This is a genomic window from Pirellulales bacterium (genome assembly GCA_036490175.1).
GTDB lineage: Bacteria > Planctomycetota > Planctomycetia > Pirellulales > JACPPG01 > JACPPG01.
Map to the genome: position 1 here is coordinate 1 of DASXEJ010000119.1, position 16,973 is coordinate 16,973.

Here is a 16,973-nt window from a genome sequence, read left to right on the forward strand (position 1 = left end):
GCGTTGCGGCTGCGCGATCCGCGGGTGTGGGCGCCGGCCGTCGCCTGTGCCGCCATCATCTTGGTCTGCTTGATTCTTACCAAGAGCCGCGCAGGAATATTGGCTAGCGCCATGGGCGCATTCCTGCTTGCCGCTTGGACGGCTGCCGCCGGGAGTCGACTCTCTCGACGCATCGTGGCGGTGGCAGTTACGTGCGTCGTCGTTGTGGTCGCAGCGGCGGCCACGGTCGGGGCGCTCGATCGCGAGATGCTTACCGAAGCTGGCAAATCGCTTGGCTATCGGTTGCAGTATTGGCAAGCCACGGCCGAGATGATCCGCGAGCGGCCCTGGTTTGGGTGCGGTCCCGGGCAGTTTCAAAGCTACTACACGCAATACAAGCTTCCGGAAGCAAGCGAGACCGTCGCCGATCCGCACAACTTTCTCATGGAAATCTGGGCCACGGCCGGCACGCCCGCTGCGCTCGCGCTATTGGCTGTGATCGGCATAGTGGCCTGGCACGTGTTAAGAGATTCGCAGCGGACGTCGGAAAGACAATCACCCGAGAACGCGTCGGGATTCCCGTCGCGCGTAGCGGCCCCGCCGTTTATTGATGCCACACGCCATATCCTGGCCGGAGGAGCGGGCGGTTTTCTGCTGGCACTGCTGTTTGGCCCGCTGGCGACTGTGCCGCTGGGTCTGGCCGCTTGCATGGGTGGAGTGGCGGTGGCGGCCATTGTCGTGGCGAGTTTGTACCCCTGGATCGTGCGAGGCGCCATGCCGGCCGTTGTATTGGCCTTGGCCGCCGCGGTTTTGCTCGTGAACTTGTTGGCAGGCGGAGGAATCAACTTTGCCGGCGTGGCTGGCTCGCTGTGGCTACTGACAGCGTTGTGCATGGCGACAATCGAACGCTGGCGGAAGCTGACGACCTTACCAGCCGTAGCGCTGCTGGCCGTCACGGCTATGTTGAGCGGAGCGTTTTACCTGACGGTTTACCAGCCGGCCATGGCCTGCAACCTCGCCATGGATCGGGCCGATATCGAACCCGAGCGATCCGAATTCTACTTGCGTGCCGCGGCCGTCGCGGATCCTTTTAACGCAGAACCGATCAACCGTCTGGCGATGGTGGAATGGAGCGGGTGGCAGCGGCATCCGTCCGACGCGGCATTGGATCGCGTCGTGGCGCTGTTGAACGAGGCGATGCGGCTTGACCCGCACGCGGCGGCCACGGCCGAAATGAAAGGGGATATTTGCCGCGAGGTTTATCGACGCACGGGGGCCATTGCTCCACTGGGGCTCGCCGCGCAGTCCTACGAGCACGCGTTGGAACTGTTCCCGACCAATATCCTGTGCCGTGCCAAGTGGGCCCTCGTTCTGGCCGAGACCGGCCAAGCGCAGCAAGCAGCCGTCGCCGCGGCTGCCGCGCTGAGTGCGAGCACGGCGACACCGCACGCCGACCAAAAGCTGCCGGAAGACATCGTCGCGCAGCTCGAGCCGCTTGCCGCCGGGCCTGCTGAAACGCCGCCGAATTGAACGGCCTCGTCAGGTCCACTAGAATTAGAATGTCCTGACCGCGGGTACGTTCCGGGACGCGGGGCCGGTCGCGGCGGTCTGGCGCGCGAAAAAGTTCGCGGCATCTCACGTGCAATTCTTGCTTTCATCTCTATCGATTCTTTAACTGGGTATCAGGCGCCATGAGACTCTGGTTTTTTGCCCTCGCGGCGATTCTTTTGGGGACATTTGTCGGTGCGGTCTCGGCCCTCTGGCAAACCGACATCTTCTCGCCGCGGCTGATCGTCGTGCAAACGCCCCCCTTGGAGTTGCCCGAGCTGCCGGTGCTGCCGCCGCCAGGCGGCCCGGAGCCGCGGTTGGTGATCGACACGCCCCACTACTACTTTGGCCGCATGGAACGCAAGGCCACGGGGCGGCACACGTTTGTTCTGAAAAACGTGGGGAGCTACCCGCTGGAACTGGTCAAGGGAAAAACCAGCTGCAAGTGCACGTTGAGCGATCTGACGCAGACCAAAATCGCGCCAGGAGAATCGTTAGACGTCACGCTGGAATGGACCGCCAAAACGCACGATTCGTTGTTCCGCCAAGACGCCACAATCTATACCAACGACCCCCGTCGCCAGATGGTCAAGCTGACCATCGAGGGGATCGTCGTCGACTCCGTCGTAGTGACCCCCCCGGAGGTAGTCTTCTCGAATCTGACGGCCGACGAGGAAGCGCATGGCAAGACGCGCATATTCACCAGCCTCAGTGATAGTCTGGAGATCGTGGGCCATACGTTCGACAATCCGGAAACAGCCCAGTTTTTTGCGATCGAGACCGAGCCGCTCCCCAAAGAGGCTTTGCCCGAGAACATGCAAAGCGGTCGCGAGATCCGGATCAGCCTAAAACCAGGCTTGCCCCCGGGGAACATTCAGCAGAAAATCCGCCTGCAATTGAACATCCCCGACGTCCCTGATGCCGAAGTACCGATCAAGGGGCGCATTGGCAGCCCAATCCTGATCGTGGGTCCGCGCGGATGGGATCAAGAACGCGGCCTGTTGCGACTGGGAACGATCGACCGCGCTAAAGGAACGAAGGTTCAGCTGAAGGTGATGATTCGGGGGCCACACCGCCAGCAGATCGAAATGCGCAATGTAGTGTCACAGCCGGAGGCGCTGCACGTCACATTGCAAACGCCCGAGGAGTTGGGGAACGTCCTGGCGGTGCCGATGTTAATCGAGATCCCGCCCGGCTCACCGGTTGCCGACCATCTGGGCAATGCGCCGGGCAGCCTGGGGGAAATCACGGTCGAGACCAATCAACCAGAAATCGGACAGCTACGGTTCAACGTCGCCTTTGCGGTGACTGACTAGGCGGGGCATAAGAGTGAGTAGCATTTCCAGGGGCGCAATTGCAGACAAAACGGGCCTCGCAGGATTGTGGCCAGCTGTCCTTCGCATTCCTCGGAGAGCGTCGAACAAACGACACCATGAGAAGAGCAGCCCCCTGTTTGCCGTCACTGGCCATCGTCCTATTGGTACTGCTCGCCGGTTGCCCCGCCCCGCGCGAGCAACAGAGCGAGCGCACGCGCTCGGCGCCCGCTGAAAGCAAAAGGGCCGCCAAGCCGCTGGACCCCATCACGGCCAACGGCAAAATCTTTGAAAAATGGCCACAGCCCAAGCTGGCGCTTGTTTTCACCGGCGAGCAGGACGGCTACATCGAGCCCTGTGGCTGCCAAGGACGCGAGAATCAGTTGGGCGGGCTGGCTCGCCGCCACTCGTTTCTCCGCAAGCTCGAGGCCGACGGCTGGCCAACGGTTGCCGTCGATGTCGGCGGCCTGACCGATCGCTTCGGGCGACAGGCGGAAATCAAATATCAGATCACGGCTGACGCCATGGCGACCATGGGGTACGACGCGATCGGTTTCGGGCCCAAGGACTTGAAGCTACCGGCCGAAGCCCTACTCGCGGTCACCAGCGGCGAGACGTGTCCGTTTGTCTCGGCTAACGTGAATTTATTCGACCTCACGCAGCCGTTCCGCGTGGTCGAAGCCGGCGGCAAGAAAGTGGGCATCACGTCGGTGCTGGGGGACAAGTACCAGACCGAGATCAACAACGATCAACTCACGCTGTCGTCGGCACAAACGGCGCTAGAAAACGTCCTGCCGAAGTTGAAGGCTGCCGGCTGCGACCTGCTGATTCTGTTATCGCACGCCACGCCGGACGAGTCGCAGGAGTTGGCCCGACGATTTCCGGACTTCGACATTGTTGTCACGGCCGGCGGCGCTGAAGAACCGCCGCACGAACTGGCCAAGGTCAAAGGTCAGAAGACGCTATTCGTGGAAGTCGGCCACAAAGGAAAATACGCCATTGTGCTGGGCATGTACGACGATCCCCAAGAACCCTGGCGCTATCAGCGTGTGCCGCTCGACGCGCGGTTTCCCGATTCGCCCGAGATGCAACAACTGATGGTCGCCTATCAGGGCCAGCTGGAAGACCTGGGATTCGAAGGCCTGGGATTACGCCCCAAGACACATCCGCGCGCGGCGCAGGCAGGCGATGCCACCGGACAATTCGTAGGTGCCGCAAAGTGCGGCGAATGTCATAAGACCGCCTTTGGAATTTGGAGCAAAACGAAGCATGCCCAGGCCACGCAGTCGCTGGCCACGGCCCATCCGCCACGACTGGCCGACCCAGAGTGCGTTAGCTGCCATGCCACCGGTTGGAGCCCTCAAGAGTTTCAGCCATTCGCGGGAGGCTTCGTGAGCCTGGCCGAGACGCCGCTGTTGGTAGGAAACGGCTGCGAAAACTGCCACGGACCGGGCGGAGGTCACGTGGAGGCCGAGGCCGAAAAGGATCTGGGCCGACGCAACACGATGCGGCAAGCCATGCGGCTGACCAAGGCCACGGTGGCCGAGAACCAGTGTACGAAGTGCCACGACGGCGACAACGACCCGCACTTCAACTTCGACGCCTACTGGCCGAAGGTCGAACACAAGGGCATGAAGTAAGCCCTGGGGTTTTATCGGGAAGTCGTACCGCGGTTAGCTGTGTGCGGCGCAGCAGTAACGATCACCCTTCGCCCATCTCGGCCATCGCTTCTTGCGGGATGTTGAAGTTGGCCGAGACGTTTTGCACGTCGTCGTGGTCATCCAGCCGCTCCATCAGCTTGAGCACCTTGCGGGCCGTCTCGGCATCGAGGTCCACGGTCGTCTTCGGGAGACGTGTGATCTGGCTCATCTCGGTTTCGATACCATGCTGAGCCAGCGCGTCCGCGACGGCCTGGAAAGTGCTGGGATCGGTCGTGACTTCGAAGGTGGCATCGACGCGGCGCACGTCATCAGCGCCAGCGTCGAGCGTGATTTCCATGAGCGCGTCTTCTTCGATCTTGGCAGCCGAAATGACGAACAGACCCTTGCGATCGAACATCCATGCCACGCAGCCGGTTTCGCCCAGCTTTCCCTCGGCCAGCTCGAAGATCTTGCGGACTTCGCCCGCCGTGCGATTGCGGTTGTCGGTGAGGATCTCGCACAACACGGCCACGCCGGACGGGCCGTAACCTTCGTACAAGCACTCGTCCAGGTTGCCTCCTTCGAGCTCGCCGGTGCCGCGCTTGATGGCACGGGTGATATTGTCCTTGGGCACGCTGACGGCCTTGGCGGCATCAATGGCGTAGCGTAGCCGGAGGTTCATGGCCGGGTCGCCGCCGCCCATCTTGGCGGCCACGATGATGGCCTTGGACATCTTGCTCCATACCTTGCCACGCTTGGCGTCGATCAGCGATTTTTTGTGGGCGATATTCGCCCAATGAGAATGACCGGCCATGACGATCCTGTGCGAAAGTGAGTCCGAGGGAACTGGCCCGTCGCCGCCGGCGCGTCCTCTTCCCAGGGGTCATTTGTTTCTTATGGTTTTTCGGGCGCGCTGGGCGGGAATCCGTCGAGTTTTTGTCTCGTCTTTTCTCCCTTTTCGGCATCCTTCTCGCGCTCGAAGGTGGCCAGCGCCCGCTGCCAGGCTTGACGAGCCTCGTCGGGCTGCCCGGCCTTCTGATGCGCGTCGCCCAGGTGATCCAGGATCACGCCATCGGGACTGTCGCCGCCAGCGGCAACGGCCTTTTGCAATTGTTCGACCGCTTCGGTAAAGCGGCCTCGTTGATAGTAGGCCCAGCCCAAGCTGTCGAGATAGGCTTCGTTCTCGGGATCACCCTCAACGGCCTGCTCGATCATCCGCACGGCCCGATCGAGGTTCTTGTTCTGTTCGACCCACAGGTAACCCAGGTCGTTCAGCGCGCCGATATTCTCGGGATACTCGTCCAGCACCTGTTCCAGCAGTTCTTCGGCGCGCTTCATATCGTTACGGCTGGCGCTGATGTTCGATAGCACTAGCCGCGCGTCGCGCAGCAGCGTTCTCAGTTCCTCGGATTCGTACTGAGAATCAAAGCGCGCCAAAAAATCCTGATACGCTTGCTCGGCCTCGGCATTTCGTTTGGCGTGATACAACACCCAGGCCACGCGCGAGTACATGCGCGGCGGCGCATCAGGCATCGCCAGGGCGGCGCGTCCCACGGCCAAGGCATCGTCCGTGCGGCCCGCCATTTCCAATGCGCCGGCCAGATAATGATGGAAGACCGTGCTCCCCTCGGGCAGTACCTTCTCGTCGATCGCGCGCTGGAACACGCGCGCCGCCTCGGCATACTGCTCGGCCAGGATCAGCCCTATGCCCCAGGCCTCGAACATGCCGGCGGCCTCCTCACGCTTGGCTTTGAGCGTCAGGCTGAAAAACTCATCGGCCGCGGCAAACTGCTTGGCTTCGAGCGCCAATAGGGCCAGCGCCATGCGGTCGCCATAATCGAGCCGGTCGGGGTCGGCCTGAAACGCTTGCCGACCGGTGTCTAACAAGCGATCGACCAACTTCTGATCCTTGGCGATATCCTTCACCTGCTCGTCCAGCAGATCCAAGGCATCGCGATCGGCGGCGACGTCGCCTAGCGTTTTGATCAATTCGGTCAGACGGTCGGTGCGGCGGTAAAACTCGATCAGGCCCTGGTAGACATCTTCGTCGGGCGCCTCTTTGAGCAATTCTTTGTAGACCGCTTCGGCCTTGTCGTCCTGGGCCGCGGCTAGTGCCACTGCCAAGGTTTTGCGGACGTCGCGGTTCTTCGGCTCGGCAGCCGCGATCGCCTCGAGCCGTTCGATCAATTGGGCGCGCTGGTCCAGCTTAGTCAGCAGCTTGGCCAGTAGTTTGTACGGCGCGGCTTCGGCCGAGGTGCCGTGCGCGTCAAAATACCCCTGCAACTGTTCGACGGCCTTGGCCATATCCCCCCGGCACTCGCTCACCCGCGCCAGATGAAAGGCGTGCAGCGCCTTATCGGGTCGCAATCGGTCCATTCGCTCGTAGGCGGCATCCGCGTCGTTGGCGCGATCGGCCGCCAGGAATGCCTCGGCGAATAATTGCAAGGCGTGCGCGCCTTCGTCACCGATGAACATTGTTTTTTGTTTGTCGGTCAGCCCGTAATCGTTCGGATGGTCGATGACCGGCATGACCTGGGCAAAGGCCTCGGCCGCTTCCTTGGCGTGGTCGGTGACAAAGCACAACCGCCCCAATTCCATCGACAGCAAGACATAGGCCGCTGTCATGGGCTGGGCCTGCATGTGTACACGGGCCTGCTGATACAACTTCAGGGCTTGTTGAAAGCGGCCCGCTTCGGCCAGGTGCAGCCCCAGCTGACGAAGCAACAACGGATCGGACGGATCCAACTCGACAGCTTTCAGCGCGTAACGAACCGCCTCGTTGGGACGATCCAGGCTAAAGGCCAAGGGGACGATCTCGCGCACGATCGGCAGGGCATCGGGCTCGTAGCGCAGCGCCCGTTGATACAGCCGCAATGCTTCGCCGAGATGCTCTTTTTGCTCTTCGATCCGTCCGGCGCTATACAGGCTGAGCGCCTCCAAATGATCCTGCGCTTGCTGGGTTCGCGGCTGCTTCTCTTCCAGCGGAGCCGGTGGATCCTGCAAATCGTCAGCAGCGTGCAGCTGAGTCGCACCCCACGGCGCGAGCAGTCCCACGGCAACGAACAAGAGGCGCGCTGCACAGAGGCGTAACAAGTCGAAGTGCGAAACGATTGGGCTCCTCAACGAAAAGCCCTCCGGCGAGTGGAATCGGGGGTGGGGCGAGTACTTTAGCGGCGGTCCTGCTCGCTGCGATGGGCAGAGCGTGCCAAGCCTGACGGATACGAGGCCCGCACTGCTGAGCCACGTCTCGTTAAGGCAATTCTATCAGCGCCGCTAAATTCTTGCCATTGTGCGAGGATGGACGGCAATATTGTGCAACGCGGTCGGCAAGAACGTGGCTGCCAGCATGGCCGCCGATCGGTCTGATCCCAGCTAGCGAACGCCAGGGGGCCCGGGGGTTCACACCCGTCACGACCCCGCGATACGCGCCGGGCGCATTAACGCGGCTTGCGCTTCACGAGCTTGGCCGCGTCGGACTTCTTCTTGGCGCCGGTCTTGATCTTCTTCGAAGCGGCCACGGCCTTGGGAAGGGGCTTCTTCTTCGACTCTTCCTTCTTCTTGTCAACTGCGCCGGGTTTGCCGGCGGGAGCGGGCGCCGCGGCCTTGCTGCCGTGGTGCGGCTGGGGAGTGGGTTCGGGCTGCGGCTTCTTCTGATGACGTTTGGGCAAGCGATCCTTCGCGTCGGGGGCGATTTCCAGCAGAATCTTATGGACAGCAGGAGACAGCGGACTGGCAACCAACTCTGCACCCAACTGGTGCAGCAAGGAGCCGAACTCGACCCCTTTGTTCTTGGGAATCGCGCGCTCCAGACCCGACACCTCGGCCGCTTTCATTTCGGCGTCGGTCGCGGCGCCAATGATGTGCAGCACCTCGAGCGCCCCGCGATCGAGCGGAATGGCGTGACCACCCAAGGCGGCCTGCGTAACATAGCCGACCGTGAAGGGCGTGGTGCCGTTGAACTTCGCCAGACGTTGAATGGCCTGGCCCAGATTTTGCTTCTTCAGCGTCTCGAGATCGAACGAATACGTTCCCTCGAACGCGCTCTGCAGGGTCTGCTTCAGGCTGGCCGCGGCGGCCGTGGGATCGGACAAGCCGCGCATCCCTTCGGCCAACTCCTTGACCGTGCTGACGCGCACCTCGTTCCAGTCGAAAAAGGCAGTCGACACGGACGCGAAGACTTCCTCGGCCGGTTCATAGCGCGAGTTCTCCAGACAACAGGCAAACAGTAACTGCTCGAGCACGGGGCGCTCGGGGGGATGCACCGGCTTGTAATACTTGCGGAGCACCTTATGGAGCTTGGCGAGCAGGGCACTACGGTTGAGATTCGCCATACGTCTGATTCGTCTTCGGTGGCCGTTGGTATCGGTCGGCTCGCACGCCACGAGCCGCACGAGCAAAGTCTGTGTCGTTCATGGCACCCAGGGGGCGCCAGGCAATTCTGTTGCGAGTCGATTGAGGATCGCGGGCGGGACAATCAATCGTCGTCGTTGTCATCATCGTCGTCGCGGTCGTCGGCCCCCGCGGAACGATCGCTGTCCGTGATGAGACTCTCGTCCGTCTCATCGTCTTCGTCGAACTCCGCAGGCTCTTCGGCCGGGGGGTTGGCTGGCAGCACCCGCCCAAGGATTTGCGACATTTCGATCGATTTCTTAACCCCCAAGTCTAGTACAAACTCAAGTCGGGGAGTGTATCGCGTCTCGATTCGGCTGGCCAGCTTGGCTTGCAGAAAGCCGGCCGCACTGCGTAGCCCCTGCAAACTGAGCCGCTGCTTGGTCTCGTTGCCCCGTACCGAGACGTGGACTTTGGCCTGCCGCATGTCCGGGGCGACCTCGACGTAGGTCACCGTTACATCCTGCACACGCGGATCATTCAGATCAGCCAGGATAGCCATGCTGACGACTTCACGGATCGCCTGGGCGGCCTTTTGCGTTCTGCGGGAACTCATAAAGGGGGGCCTTCCTCGCGATGCTTCCGGGGGCTCGCACGCCGAGACTGTCCGCAGGGCACGTGCGCCCACGGAACGCCTCCGGCCCCACGGCCGGCTTACAGAGTGCGGGCGACTTCCTCAATGCGATAGACTTCGAAAATGTCCGCCTCCTTGACGTCGTTAAATCCCGCCAGCTTCATGCCGCATTCGTAGCCTTCGCGCACCTCTTTGACGTCGTCCTTCTCGCGGCGTAGCGATTCCAGCGCGTAATCGCCGATCACGCGACTGTCGCGAATCACGCGCACCCGCGTGTTGCGCTCGATCGTGCCGGCCAGCACGCGGCAACCGGCAATGGTGCCCATGCGGCTGACGGTGAACGTGCGCTGCACCAACGCGCGACCCAGTTCGACCTCGCGCTTCTCGGGCTGGAGCAATCCTTCCAGAGCTTTCTTCAGGTCGTCGGTCACCTGATAGATGATGTCGTAGCGGCGGATCTGCACGCCCTTCTGCTCTGCCAGCGAACGGGCACCTTCGTCGGGCACTACGTTGAAACCGATGATGATGGCGTCCGATGCGTCGGCCAGGTGAACGTCGGCCTCGGTAACCCCGCCCACAGTGGCCTGCAGAATCTTGACCTGCACCTCGGGATGCTCGAGCTTGGTGAGTTCTTTGCGAATGGCCTCGATCGAACCGCGCACGTCGGCACGCAGAATCAAGTTCAACGTTTGCGGCGTCTCGCCATCTAAACGATCGAACAAGCTTTCCAACGTGACGTGAGCCACGATGCCCCCCAGTTCGACCTGGCGGGTCTGAATGGCACGCTGTTCGGCGATTTCGCGCGCTTGGGCAATCTCGGAGAGTACGACAAAGCGATCGCCGGCCCCCGGGGCGACGTTCAAGCCGGTCACGTTGACGGGCATCGATGGTCCGGCCTCGGTATGCGATGTGCCCGGACGCAGCGTGTCGTACATCGCCTTCACGCGACCGTATGCCGGTCCGCACACGACGACGTCGCCCACCTTGAGCGTGCCATTTTGCACCAGCAGCTTGGCCACCACGCCGCGCCCTTCGTGCAGCTCGGCTTCCAGACAGGTGCCGATCGCGGGACGATGCGGATTCGCCTTGTATTCGTGCAACTCGGCGATGGTCAGCAAGGTTTCCAACAAATCGTCGATCCCCTGGCCTGTCAGTGCGCTGCACTTGACCAATTCCGTATCGCCACCCCATTCCGTGGGCTGCAATCCGGCTGTAACCAGCTGGGTGTAAATCCGGTCGAAATTGACGCCCGGCAGATCGACCTTGTTGAGGGCGATGACGATCGGCACTCCGGCCGCCCGGGCATGGCTGATGGCTTCTTCCGTCTGTGGCATGACGCCGTCGTCGGCCGCCACGACCAATACCGCGATGTCTGTGACATGGGCACCACGAGCGCGCATTTCGGTAAAGGCCTCGTGCCCTGGCGTATCGACAAACGAGATCGTCCGCCCGTCTTTCTCGACCCGATACGCGCGAATGTGCTGCGTGATGCCGCCGCTTTCGCCGCTGGCCACGTCGATGCCGATGATGCGGTCCAACAGCGACGTCTTGCCGTGATCCACGTGCCCCAGGAACGTCACTACCGGCGGGCGCGGGCTGAGCTGGGCTGGATCGTCCTCGAGATTGTCGATGTCGCCCAGCAGTTGATCTTCGAGCGACTGGGCGTGCCTCAATTCGATTTCCACGCCGAATTCCAGAGCCAGCATTTCGGCCCGTTCGGCATCGAGCTCGGCGTTGATGGCGTTGGTGCTCAGATTGGCGCCCAGGCTCAGTAGTTTGCTCAATACCTTCGGCACCGGCACGCCGATCGCTTCCGAGAAACTGCGCACGGTGGCCGGCAATTGCACGACGACGTTGCTCTTGCGCGGAGCCGCGGTGCTGAGACCGCTGCGGCGCACCTTGGGACGCGGACGCCGCGACCGCGTGACTGGTTCCTCTTCGCCGCCGGCGGTGGGGCGGAAGCGTGCCGGCGTGGCGACCCGCTTGCGCGTCAATTGCCGCTGCTCGCGGCCGCCCAGCGCTGCTGCGAACTCGGCATCGGGCTCGGCCGACTTGGCGGACTTGCGGCCGCGATCGCGACCGGGTGTTTGCTCCGAGGGCACCGGGGCGGCGCTCGGTCCGTGTCCGGCCGGCTTTCCCTTGCCGGCCACGTCAGCCTTGCGCTTGGCCTCGTGCTTGCGCAGATGCTCTTGCAGTGGCTTGCCGCCGGTGCGGCTGGCGCGAATGGCGTCCGCCGGCAACTTCAGGTCGGGCTTCTGCGGCGCCGGCTCGTTCACCGTCGGCGGCGCCGGCTGATTGACGACCGGCATGGGCGCCACGCGAATGGCCGGACCGGATCTATTCCGATCACCATCGGCAGGACGTCGCTTCGACTCGCCGGCTGGTTGCTCGGGCCGGCCCCCTAGCATCGGCGGTCTGCCGGCGCCGGTGGGCGGAATGTAATCCTCGCGGCGAAATGCCGGCGGCTCGACCGTAGCGGTTGGCGCCACAGGCGCGGGTCGCAATGGGGCAGGTCGCGAGGGAGCCGTGACCGCTGCCGGAGCGGCTGCCCGCGCGGTAGGACCGCTGCTGAGGTAGGCGCGGACCTTCACGGTTTCGTCGTCGGTTAGACTGGCGAGCGCAGACCCCTTCCCGGTGACCCCCGCCTTCAGGCAGAGCTCGACGAGTATTTTGCTGTCGATGTTCAGTTCTTTAGCGAGTGCGTAGATCCGTAGCGCCAAGTCTAACTCTCCCTCTAATGCTGGCACACCTGTGCGGGTTACTAGCCGCCTGGCCAGCAACAAAACGTCTTTACAAATTCATAACCGTCTCCCTTTCGTGCTCCACCTCATCCGCTGCCGGATCGGCTATTAGCGCCGACGACATGAATTCACGCGGCGTGCAATTCACGAAGCATGCGCTGTCGACGAACCGACCAGGACACGCGACTCGCGCCGCGCTGGGTCCCTGTCGACGGTCGTGCGGCGTCAACTGTCGTGCGACGTCCCTTCTGCTGAGGCAGCTTCGTCGGCGACTTTTTCCGTCGCGACTTCCTCTGCTTCCGCTTCGTGGGACACGCCTTCCGAGGGCGCGGCGTCCTCGGCCGCATCGGTTGCTACCGGCTCTGCCGTGGCCGTTGTCGTGCCTTCGACAACCTCGGCAGCCGCCGTGGCGGCATCCAAACGCTCCTGAGCCCGCTGCCGGCGACGTTCGTCGGCGGCAGCCTGCTCAGCTTCCTCGGCCTTGGCTTCAGCCTGCTGGATGATGTGGTCCACCTGCTCGGCGGTTAGCCCCCCCATCTCCATCAAGGCATCAGGCTCGATGACCGAAAGATCATCGTAGGACAAAAAACCCTCGCCGACTAGCTTCTCACTGAGGTTTTCGTCGACACCGTCCAGGGCGCTAAAGCCCCCCACGGCCCGCTCGATTTGCTCGTCCAACTCCTCGCGGGTCATGATCTCGATGTCCCAGCCGCATAGCTTGCTGGCCAGACGGACATTTTGGCCCCGCCGGCCGATGGCCAGCGATAGCTGATCCTCGCGCACCAGCACGATGGCCCGGCCCAGCATGGAGCAGAGGATCACTTCCTCGGCCTCGGCCGGTTGCAGGGCATTGGGGATCAAGACCTGCATATCGTCGCTATATCGGACGATGTCGATGCGTTCGCCGGCCAATTCGTCGACGATGTTCTTGATGCGGTTACCCCGCACGCCCACGCAGGCGCCGACGCAATCCACGCGCGAATCGGTGCTGCTAACGGCCACCTTGCTGCGGTAGCCCGGCTCGCGGGCCATGGCGCGGACTTCGATCACGCCGTCGGCGATTTCGGGAATCTCTTGCTCGAACAACCGCTCGACCAGGGCCGGACGCGTACGGCTAAGGATCACTTTCACGCGGCTGCCATGCTTGCGAACTTCGCAGACCGTGGCCCGCACGCGCTCGTTGGCGTGATGGGTTTCGCCGGGGATTTGCTCGCTGCGCGGAAGGATGGCTTCGCAATTGGGCAGCGACACCGTGGCGGCGCCCCCTTCGTAGCGCTGCACGACGCCCGTGACGAGTTGCCCCTTTTGTTCGTCGTACTCGTTGTACAGCGCGTCGCGTTCGGCTTCGCGCACTTTCTGAATGATGACTTGCTTGGCGTTCTGGGCACCGATGCGACCGACCGTTTCCGTCTCTTCCTTGTCGAGTGCCACGCCATCGCGCGAGCCGGTGATCGAACCGTCTTGGCGGTCGATATGAATGATGATGACTTCTTCTTCCTCGCCATGCTTCTTTTTCAGTGCCGAAGCAAAGGCCGCCTCGATCGCTTGGAAGACGATCTCTTTATCAATGTTCTTATCGCGATGAATCGAGTCAATCAGTCGCAGCAGTTCGTTAGAATTCATGGTCGCTATTCCTGCACCCGTGGTGCTTTTGATTCGAGTTGTCGAATTGTCCGAGTTTTCCTTCTGCATCGGCTTGCTCCCCGATGAGCGTCGCCGGATGGTCGCCACGACATTGGTGTTTGGTCGTCCGTGCCGACGCTTTTTTCACTCTGTCGGCCGTTTTCGCTTGTCGCTGCGCCTCCTTTCCGGCCCCGCGGCCACTTTGGAGAACCGAGAGCTTATTGCCGCCTTCTATTCTACGCCGCAGGGTTCTCCACGGCTGCCGCGGTCGACTGCGGGCAGACATTGACCCCCGACTTCGGATCAAACCAATAAGCCCGCCGCAGATCGAGCCATACTCGCACACGATCCCCAGCAGGAACATGTACGTCCCCGTCGGCCTGGCACGCCAGGTAACGGCTCTGCTGGCCTACAGCAGTGTAATGCTCGACCGCCGTTGCGCCATGCGCTTCGTCAAGTTCGTTACGATCCCACTCGAGATGTACGATCTTCGCGTCACCCAGCGGCTCGACGAGCGCCACCATAGCTTCGACACCGTCACCCGCTACGCCAGAGGGCGGCCCTAAATGGACGTCGCCCGCTCGCAAACCGAGCACGATGGGTCGGTCGACATAGGGGACGAGTTCCGCCGGCACCATCCTCGGCATCGGGATCAACCAGGCCCCCACTTGAAACGCCACCGCGCTGCCCTGGCCTGTGTCACGGCCTGCTTCCGTCACACGTAACCGCCCTACACAAAAGCTCATGCCGGGCGTGCCCACGAACCCTGCCACGAATCGATTGGCCGGCCGGTCATAGACTTCCGCAGGCGTCCCCACTTGCTGCAATCGTCCGCGATCGAGCACGGCGATCCGATCGCCGAGCGTCATGGCTTCGACCTGGTCGTGGGTGACGTAGATCATGGTACTGGCCGTGCGGCGGTGGAGCTGTTTCAACTCGCGGCGCATTTCCACGCGCAACTGCGCATCCAAATGCGACAGCGGCTCGTCGAACAAAAACACGGCGGGCCGGCGCAGCAGGGCCTTGGCCACCGCGACGCGCTGCTGCTCGCCCCCCGACAATTCGGCCGGCAATCGATCCAACAAATTCGCAAGGCCCATCGTCGCGGCCGCCTCGTGCAGGCGCGCAGAGACAGCCTGGCTCGTCCGTTGCTCCTGCGTTTTCGCTGTCGATTTGACCATGCGATGCCACCATCTTCCCAGCCATCTTCCCAGCCAGCTACCACTCCACGGCGCCCCCAGGCCGAACGCCAGGTTGCCGCACACATTCAGATGCGGATACAGGGCCGGATGCTGAAACACCATGGCGACGCCGCGTTTCCGCGGCGCGACATCGTTCACCACTCGGCCGGCGATTCGCACCGTTCCGGTCGTGGCACGCTCCAGTCCCGCGATCAGACGCAACGTGGTCGTCTTGCCCGACCCGCTCGGTCCGACCAGCACCAGCAACTCGCCATCGGCCACTTCCAGATCAAGAGCATCGAGGGCACGCACGCCGCCCGGAAACTCCCTCGACACCTGCTCGAGGCTGACCTGGGCCATGAGGACGCTGCAAATAGTGGGCTGTAGCCGCGCCGCGTCCTTGGCCGTTTGCCGCCGGAGACCACCCAGGCCCCCTGTCCACTCACTCTGTCTGCTCGCTCGAAGCCTTTTTCACCAAACTACTTATGCCAGTGCGTAATCCGGTGAACGTACCCGTTTGACTGAGGAGTGTCAAGGTTCCGCGCGGCCGGAATCCGCCGCATCTGAATCAGCAAATACCGGCGTGCCGCTGCCGAAGACCGAGCACACCAATGACGCACTTGGTGGGTGGCAGCGAGAAGGATCGCACACTGGCTTTACGCACAGCGGCGGATCAACAGACAACTGGCTTGCCCCTGCGGCGTAACGCTCAGCTTTAGAAAGCTATCGCCCGGCGGAATGTCGCGGCCGGTGACAGCTGCGACGGGGCATTCCGGATCAGGAGTTTCGTAATTCAGGATCGGAAACAACTGATTGTGCGCAAGCGCCAGCGTGCCGGCGATCAATTCCACGATGCCGCCGCCGGCGCCCAAGTTGCCGAAATAGCTCTTCGCTGCGGTGACTGGCACAGAGGTAGACCGGCCATTGAATACTTCGCGGATCGCGGCCGCTTCTTCGGCATCGCCGCTGCGCGTGCCCAGCCCGTGTGCGTTGATGTGGCCGATGTCGGCGACCGTGAAACCTGCATCGCGGAGCGTGCTGCGGATGGCGTTGCCCAACGCCTTGGCGCGCTGCGCAACACGGCTGCGGTCGATGACCGACGATGAGCCGGCCCCCACGATCTCGGCGTAAATTCGCGCGCCGCGCGCCTGGGCCGCGCCTAGTTCTTCCATCAGGATCGCGCCGGCCCCTTCGCCCAACACCATGCCTGAGCGATTCATATCGAACGGACGACTGGCCCGTTGGGGATCTTGTTCGCTGTGGGCGATCTCTTCTTGAATCACGGCGTGCAGGGCCTTCATTGGATGGACGCGCGTGCCGGTGGCGCCGGCCAACATGCAATCGGCATGGCCGCGTTGGATCACGCGAAAGGCTTCGCCCACGGCCAAATTCGAGGCCGCCTCGCGCAGCGTCAGCGAGTTGTTCGGCCCGCGATAGTCGTTGTAAATCGCGATATGGCTGGCCGGCATATTGGGCAAATACTTCAACAGCCACAGCGGCGACAGTTGCGACATGCCGGTCGAGGCCCAGCGCGAGAACTCGAACTTGCGATCCTCGGGCGCACAAACCCGCATGGCCGAGGTGAATTCGTCGGGCGCGGTCAGCATATAGTCGGAGCCGAAGACGACACCTGCGCGTTCCGGATCGAGTACCCCCGGCGATATTCCGGCGTCGTGAATGGCGCGCTGGGCCGCGGCGACACCCATTTGGGACTCGCGACACATTACCTTCAGACCCTTGCGGATCGCCTTTTTCAGCTCGCCTTCGAGCGGGCCAAAATCATTGATGTGGCCGGTGAAGTCGCGGGCCTGGCCGGCGAAACTGCGGGCCAGGACGCCCTGATCGGCCGGCACCGGTGCCACGCCACTGCGCCCCTGCTGCAGAGCTTGCCAGAGGGATTCCACCGTGTTGCCCAGGGGCGAAATGGCCCCCATGCCTGTAATGACGACACGCCTCACGGTAGACTCCCGCTACGCTGTAAGGCC

Annotated in this window: 11 protein-coding genes; 3 read left to right on the forward strand and 8 right to left on the reverse strand. The window is 62.6% G+C overall.

All coding sequences use genetic code 11. The annotated features are described in order from the left end of the window. The 3 genes from VGG64_08480 to VGG64_08490 form a co-directional block, all read left to right on the forward strand. On the forward strand, positions 1–1,509 hold a 1,509-nt coding region (locus tag VGG64_08480; GenBank protein ID HEY1599623.1), incomplete at its 5' end, for an O-antigen ligase family protein. Between the two features lie 161 nt (positions 1,510–1,670). Further along, positions 1,671–2,843, forward strand: a complete 1,173-nt coding sequence (locus tag VGG64_08485; protein ID HEY1599624.1) for a DUF1573 domain-containing protein — start codon at positions 1,671–1,673, stop codon at positions 2,841–2,843. A 116-nt stretch (positions 2,844–2,959) separates the two neighbouring features. Further along, the gene (locus VGG64_08490; GenBank protein ID HEY1599625.1) at positions 2,960–4,480 is read left to right on the forward strand and encodes a multiheme c-type cytochrome; all 1,521 of its coding nucleotides are present in this window, start codon (positions 2,960–2,962) and stop codon (positions 4,478–4,480) included. Positions 4,481–4,541: 61 nt separating this feature from the next. Here the strand turns inward: VGG64_08490 and VGG64_08495 are convergent, their stop codons facing one another. The 8 genes from VGG64_08495 to VGG64_08530 all read right to left on the reverse strand — a co-directional run bounded on the left by VGG64_08495 (position 4,542) and on the right by VGG64_08530 (position 16,946). Continuing rightward, complete coding sequence (locus VGG64_08495; protein HEY1599626.1) at positions 4,542–5,294, reverse strand: YebC/PmpR family DNA-binding transcriptional regulator; 753 nt, start codon at positions 5,292–5,294, stop codon at positions 4,542–4,544. 80 nt (positions 5,295–5,374) lie between these two features. Further along, positions 5,375–7,603, reverse strand: a complete 2,229-nt coding sequence (locus VGG64_08500) for a tetratricopeptide repeat protein (GenBank protein ID HEY1599627.1) — start codon at positions 7,601–7,603, stop codon at positions 5,375–5,377. A 314-nt stretch (positions 7,604–7,917) separates the two neighbouring features. Further along, positions 7,918–8,811: a hypothetical protein gene (locus VGG64_08505; protein ID HEY1599628.1), complete on the reverse strand. Its 894-nt coding sequence runs from the start codon at positions 8,809–8,811 to the stop codon at positions 7,918–7,920. A 143-nt stretch (positions 8,812–8,954) separates the two neighbouring features. Further along, positions 8,955–9,425: a 30S ribosome-binding factor RbfA gene (rbfA, locus tag VGG64_08510; protein ID HEY1599629.1), complete on the reverse strand. Its 471-nt coding sequence runs from the start codon at positions 9,423–9,425 to the stop codon at positions 8,955–8,957. 98 nt (positions 9,426–9,523) lie between these two features. Beyond that, entirely contained in the window at positions 9,524–12,163 is a 2,640-nt protein-coding gene (gene infB, locus VGG64_08515; GenBank protein HEY1599630.1) for a translation initiation factor IF-2, read from the reverse strand. Between the two features lie 246 nt (positions 12,164–12,409). Next, positions 12,410–13,807: a transcription termination factor NusA gene (nusA, locus tag VGG64_08520; GenBank protein ID HEY1599631.1), complete on the reverse strand. Its 1,398-nt coding sequence runs from the start codon at positions 13,805–13,807 to the stop codon at positions 12,410–12,412. 236 nt (positions 13,808–14,043) lie between these two features. Next, positions 14,044–15,348 carry an ABC transporter ATP-binding protein gene (locus tag VGG64_08525; protein HEY1599632.1) on the reverse strand — a complete coding sequence of 435 codons (1,305 nt, stop codon included), beginning with the start codon at positions 15,346–15,348 and terminating at the stop codon, positions 14,044–14,046. Between the two features lie 296 nt (positions 15,349–15,644). Further along, positions 15,645–16,946, reverse strand: a complete 1,302-nt coding sequence (locus tag VGG64_08530; GenBank protein ID HEY1599633.1) for a beta-ketoacyl-[acyl-carrier-protein] synthase family protein — start codon at positions 16,944–16,946, stop codon at positions 15,645–15,647. Positions 16,947–16,973 lie beyond the last annotated feature (27 nt).

What these genes read in the sequence shown, in the direction of transcription:
- VGG64_08485 (HEY1599624.1), top strand. Translation starts at nt 1,671, where the DNA reads ATGAGACTCTGGTTTTTTGCCCTCGCGGCGATTCTTTTGGGGACATTT.
- VGG64_08490 (HEY1599625.1), top strand. Translation starts at nt 2,960, where the DNA reads ATGAGAAGAGCAGCCCCCTGTTTGCCGTCACTGGCCATCGTCCTATTG.
- VGG64_08495 (HEY1599626.1), bottom strand. Translation starts at nt 5,294, where the DNA reads ATGGCCGGTCATTCTCATTGGGCGAATATCGCCCACAAAAAATCGCTG.
- VGG64_08505 (HEY1599628.1), bottom strand. Translation starts at nt 8,811, where the DNA reads ATGGCGAATCTCAACCGTAGTGCCCTGCTCGCCAAGCTCCATAAGGTG.
- rbfA (HEY1599629.1), bottom strand. Translation starts at nt 9,425, where the DNA reads ATGAGTTCCCGCAGAACGCAAAAGGCCGCCCAGGCGATCCGTGAAGTC.
- nusA (HEY1599631.1), bottom strand. Translation starts at nt 13,807, where the DNA reads ATGAATTCTAACGAACTGCTGCGACTGATTGACTCGATTCATCGCGAT.
- VGG64_08525 (HEY1599632.1), bottom strand. Translation starts at nt 15,348, where the DNA reads ATGGCCCAGGTCAGCCTCGAGCAGGTGTCGAGGGAGTTTCCGGGCGGC.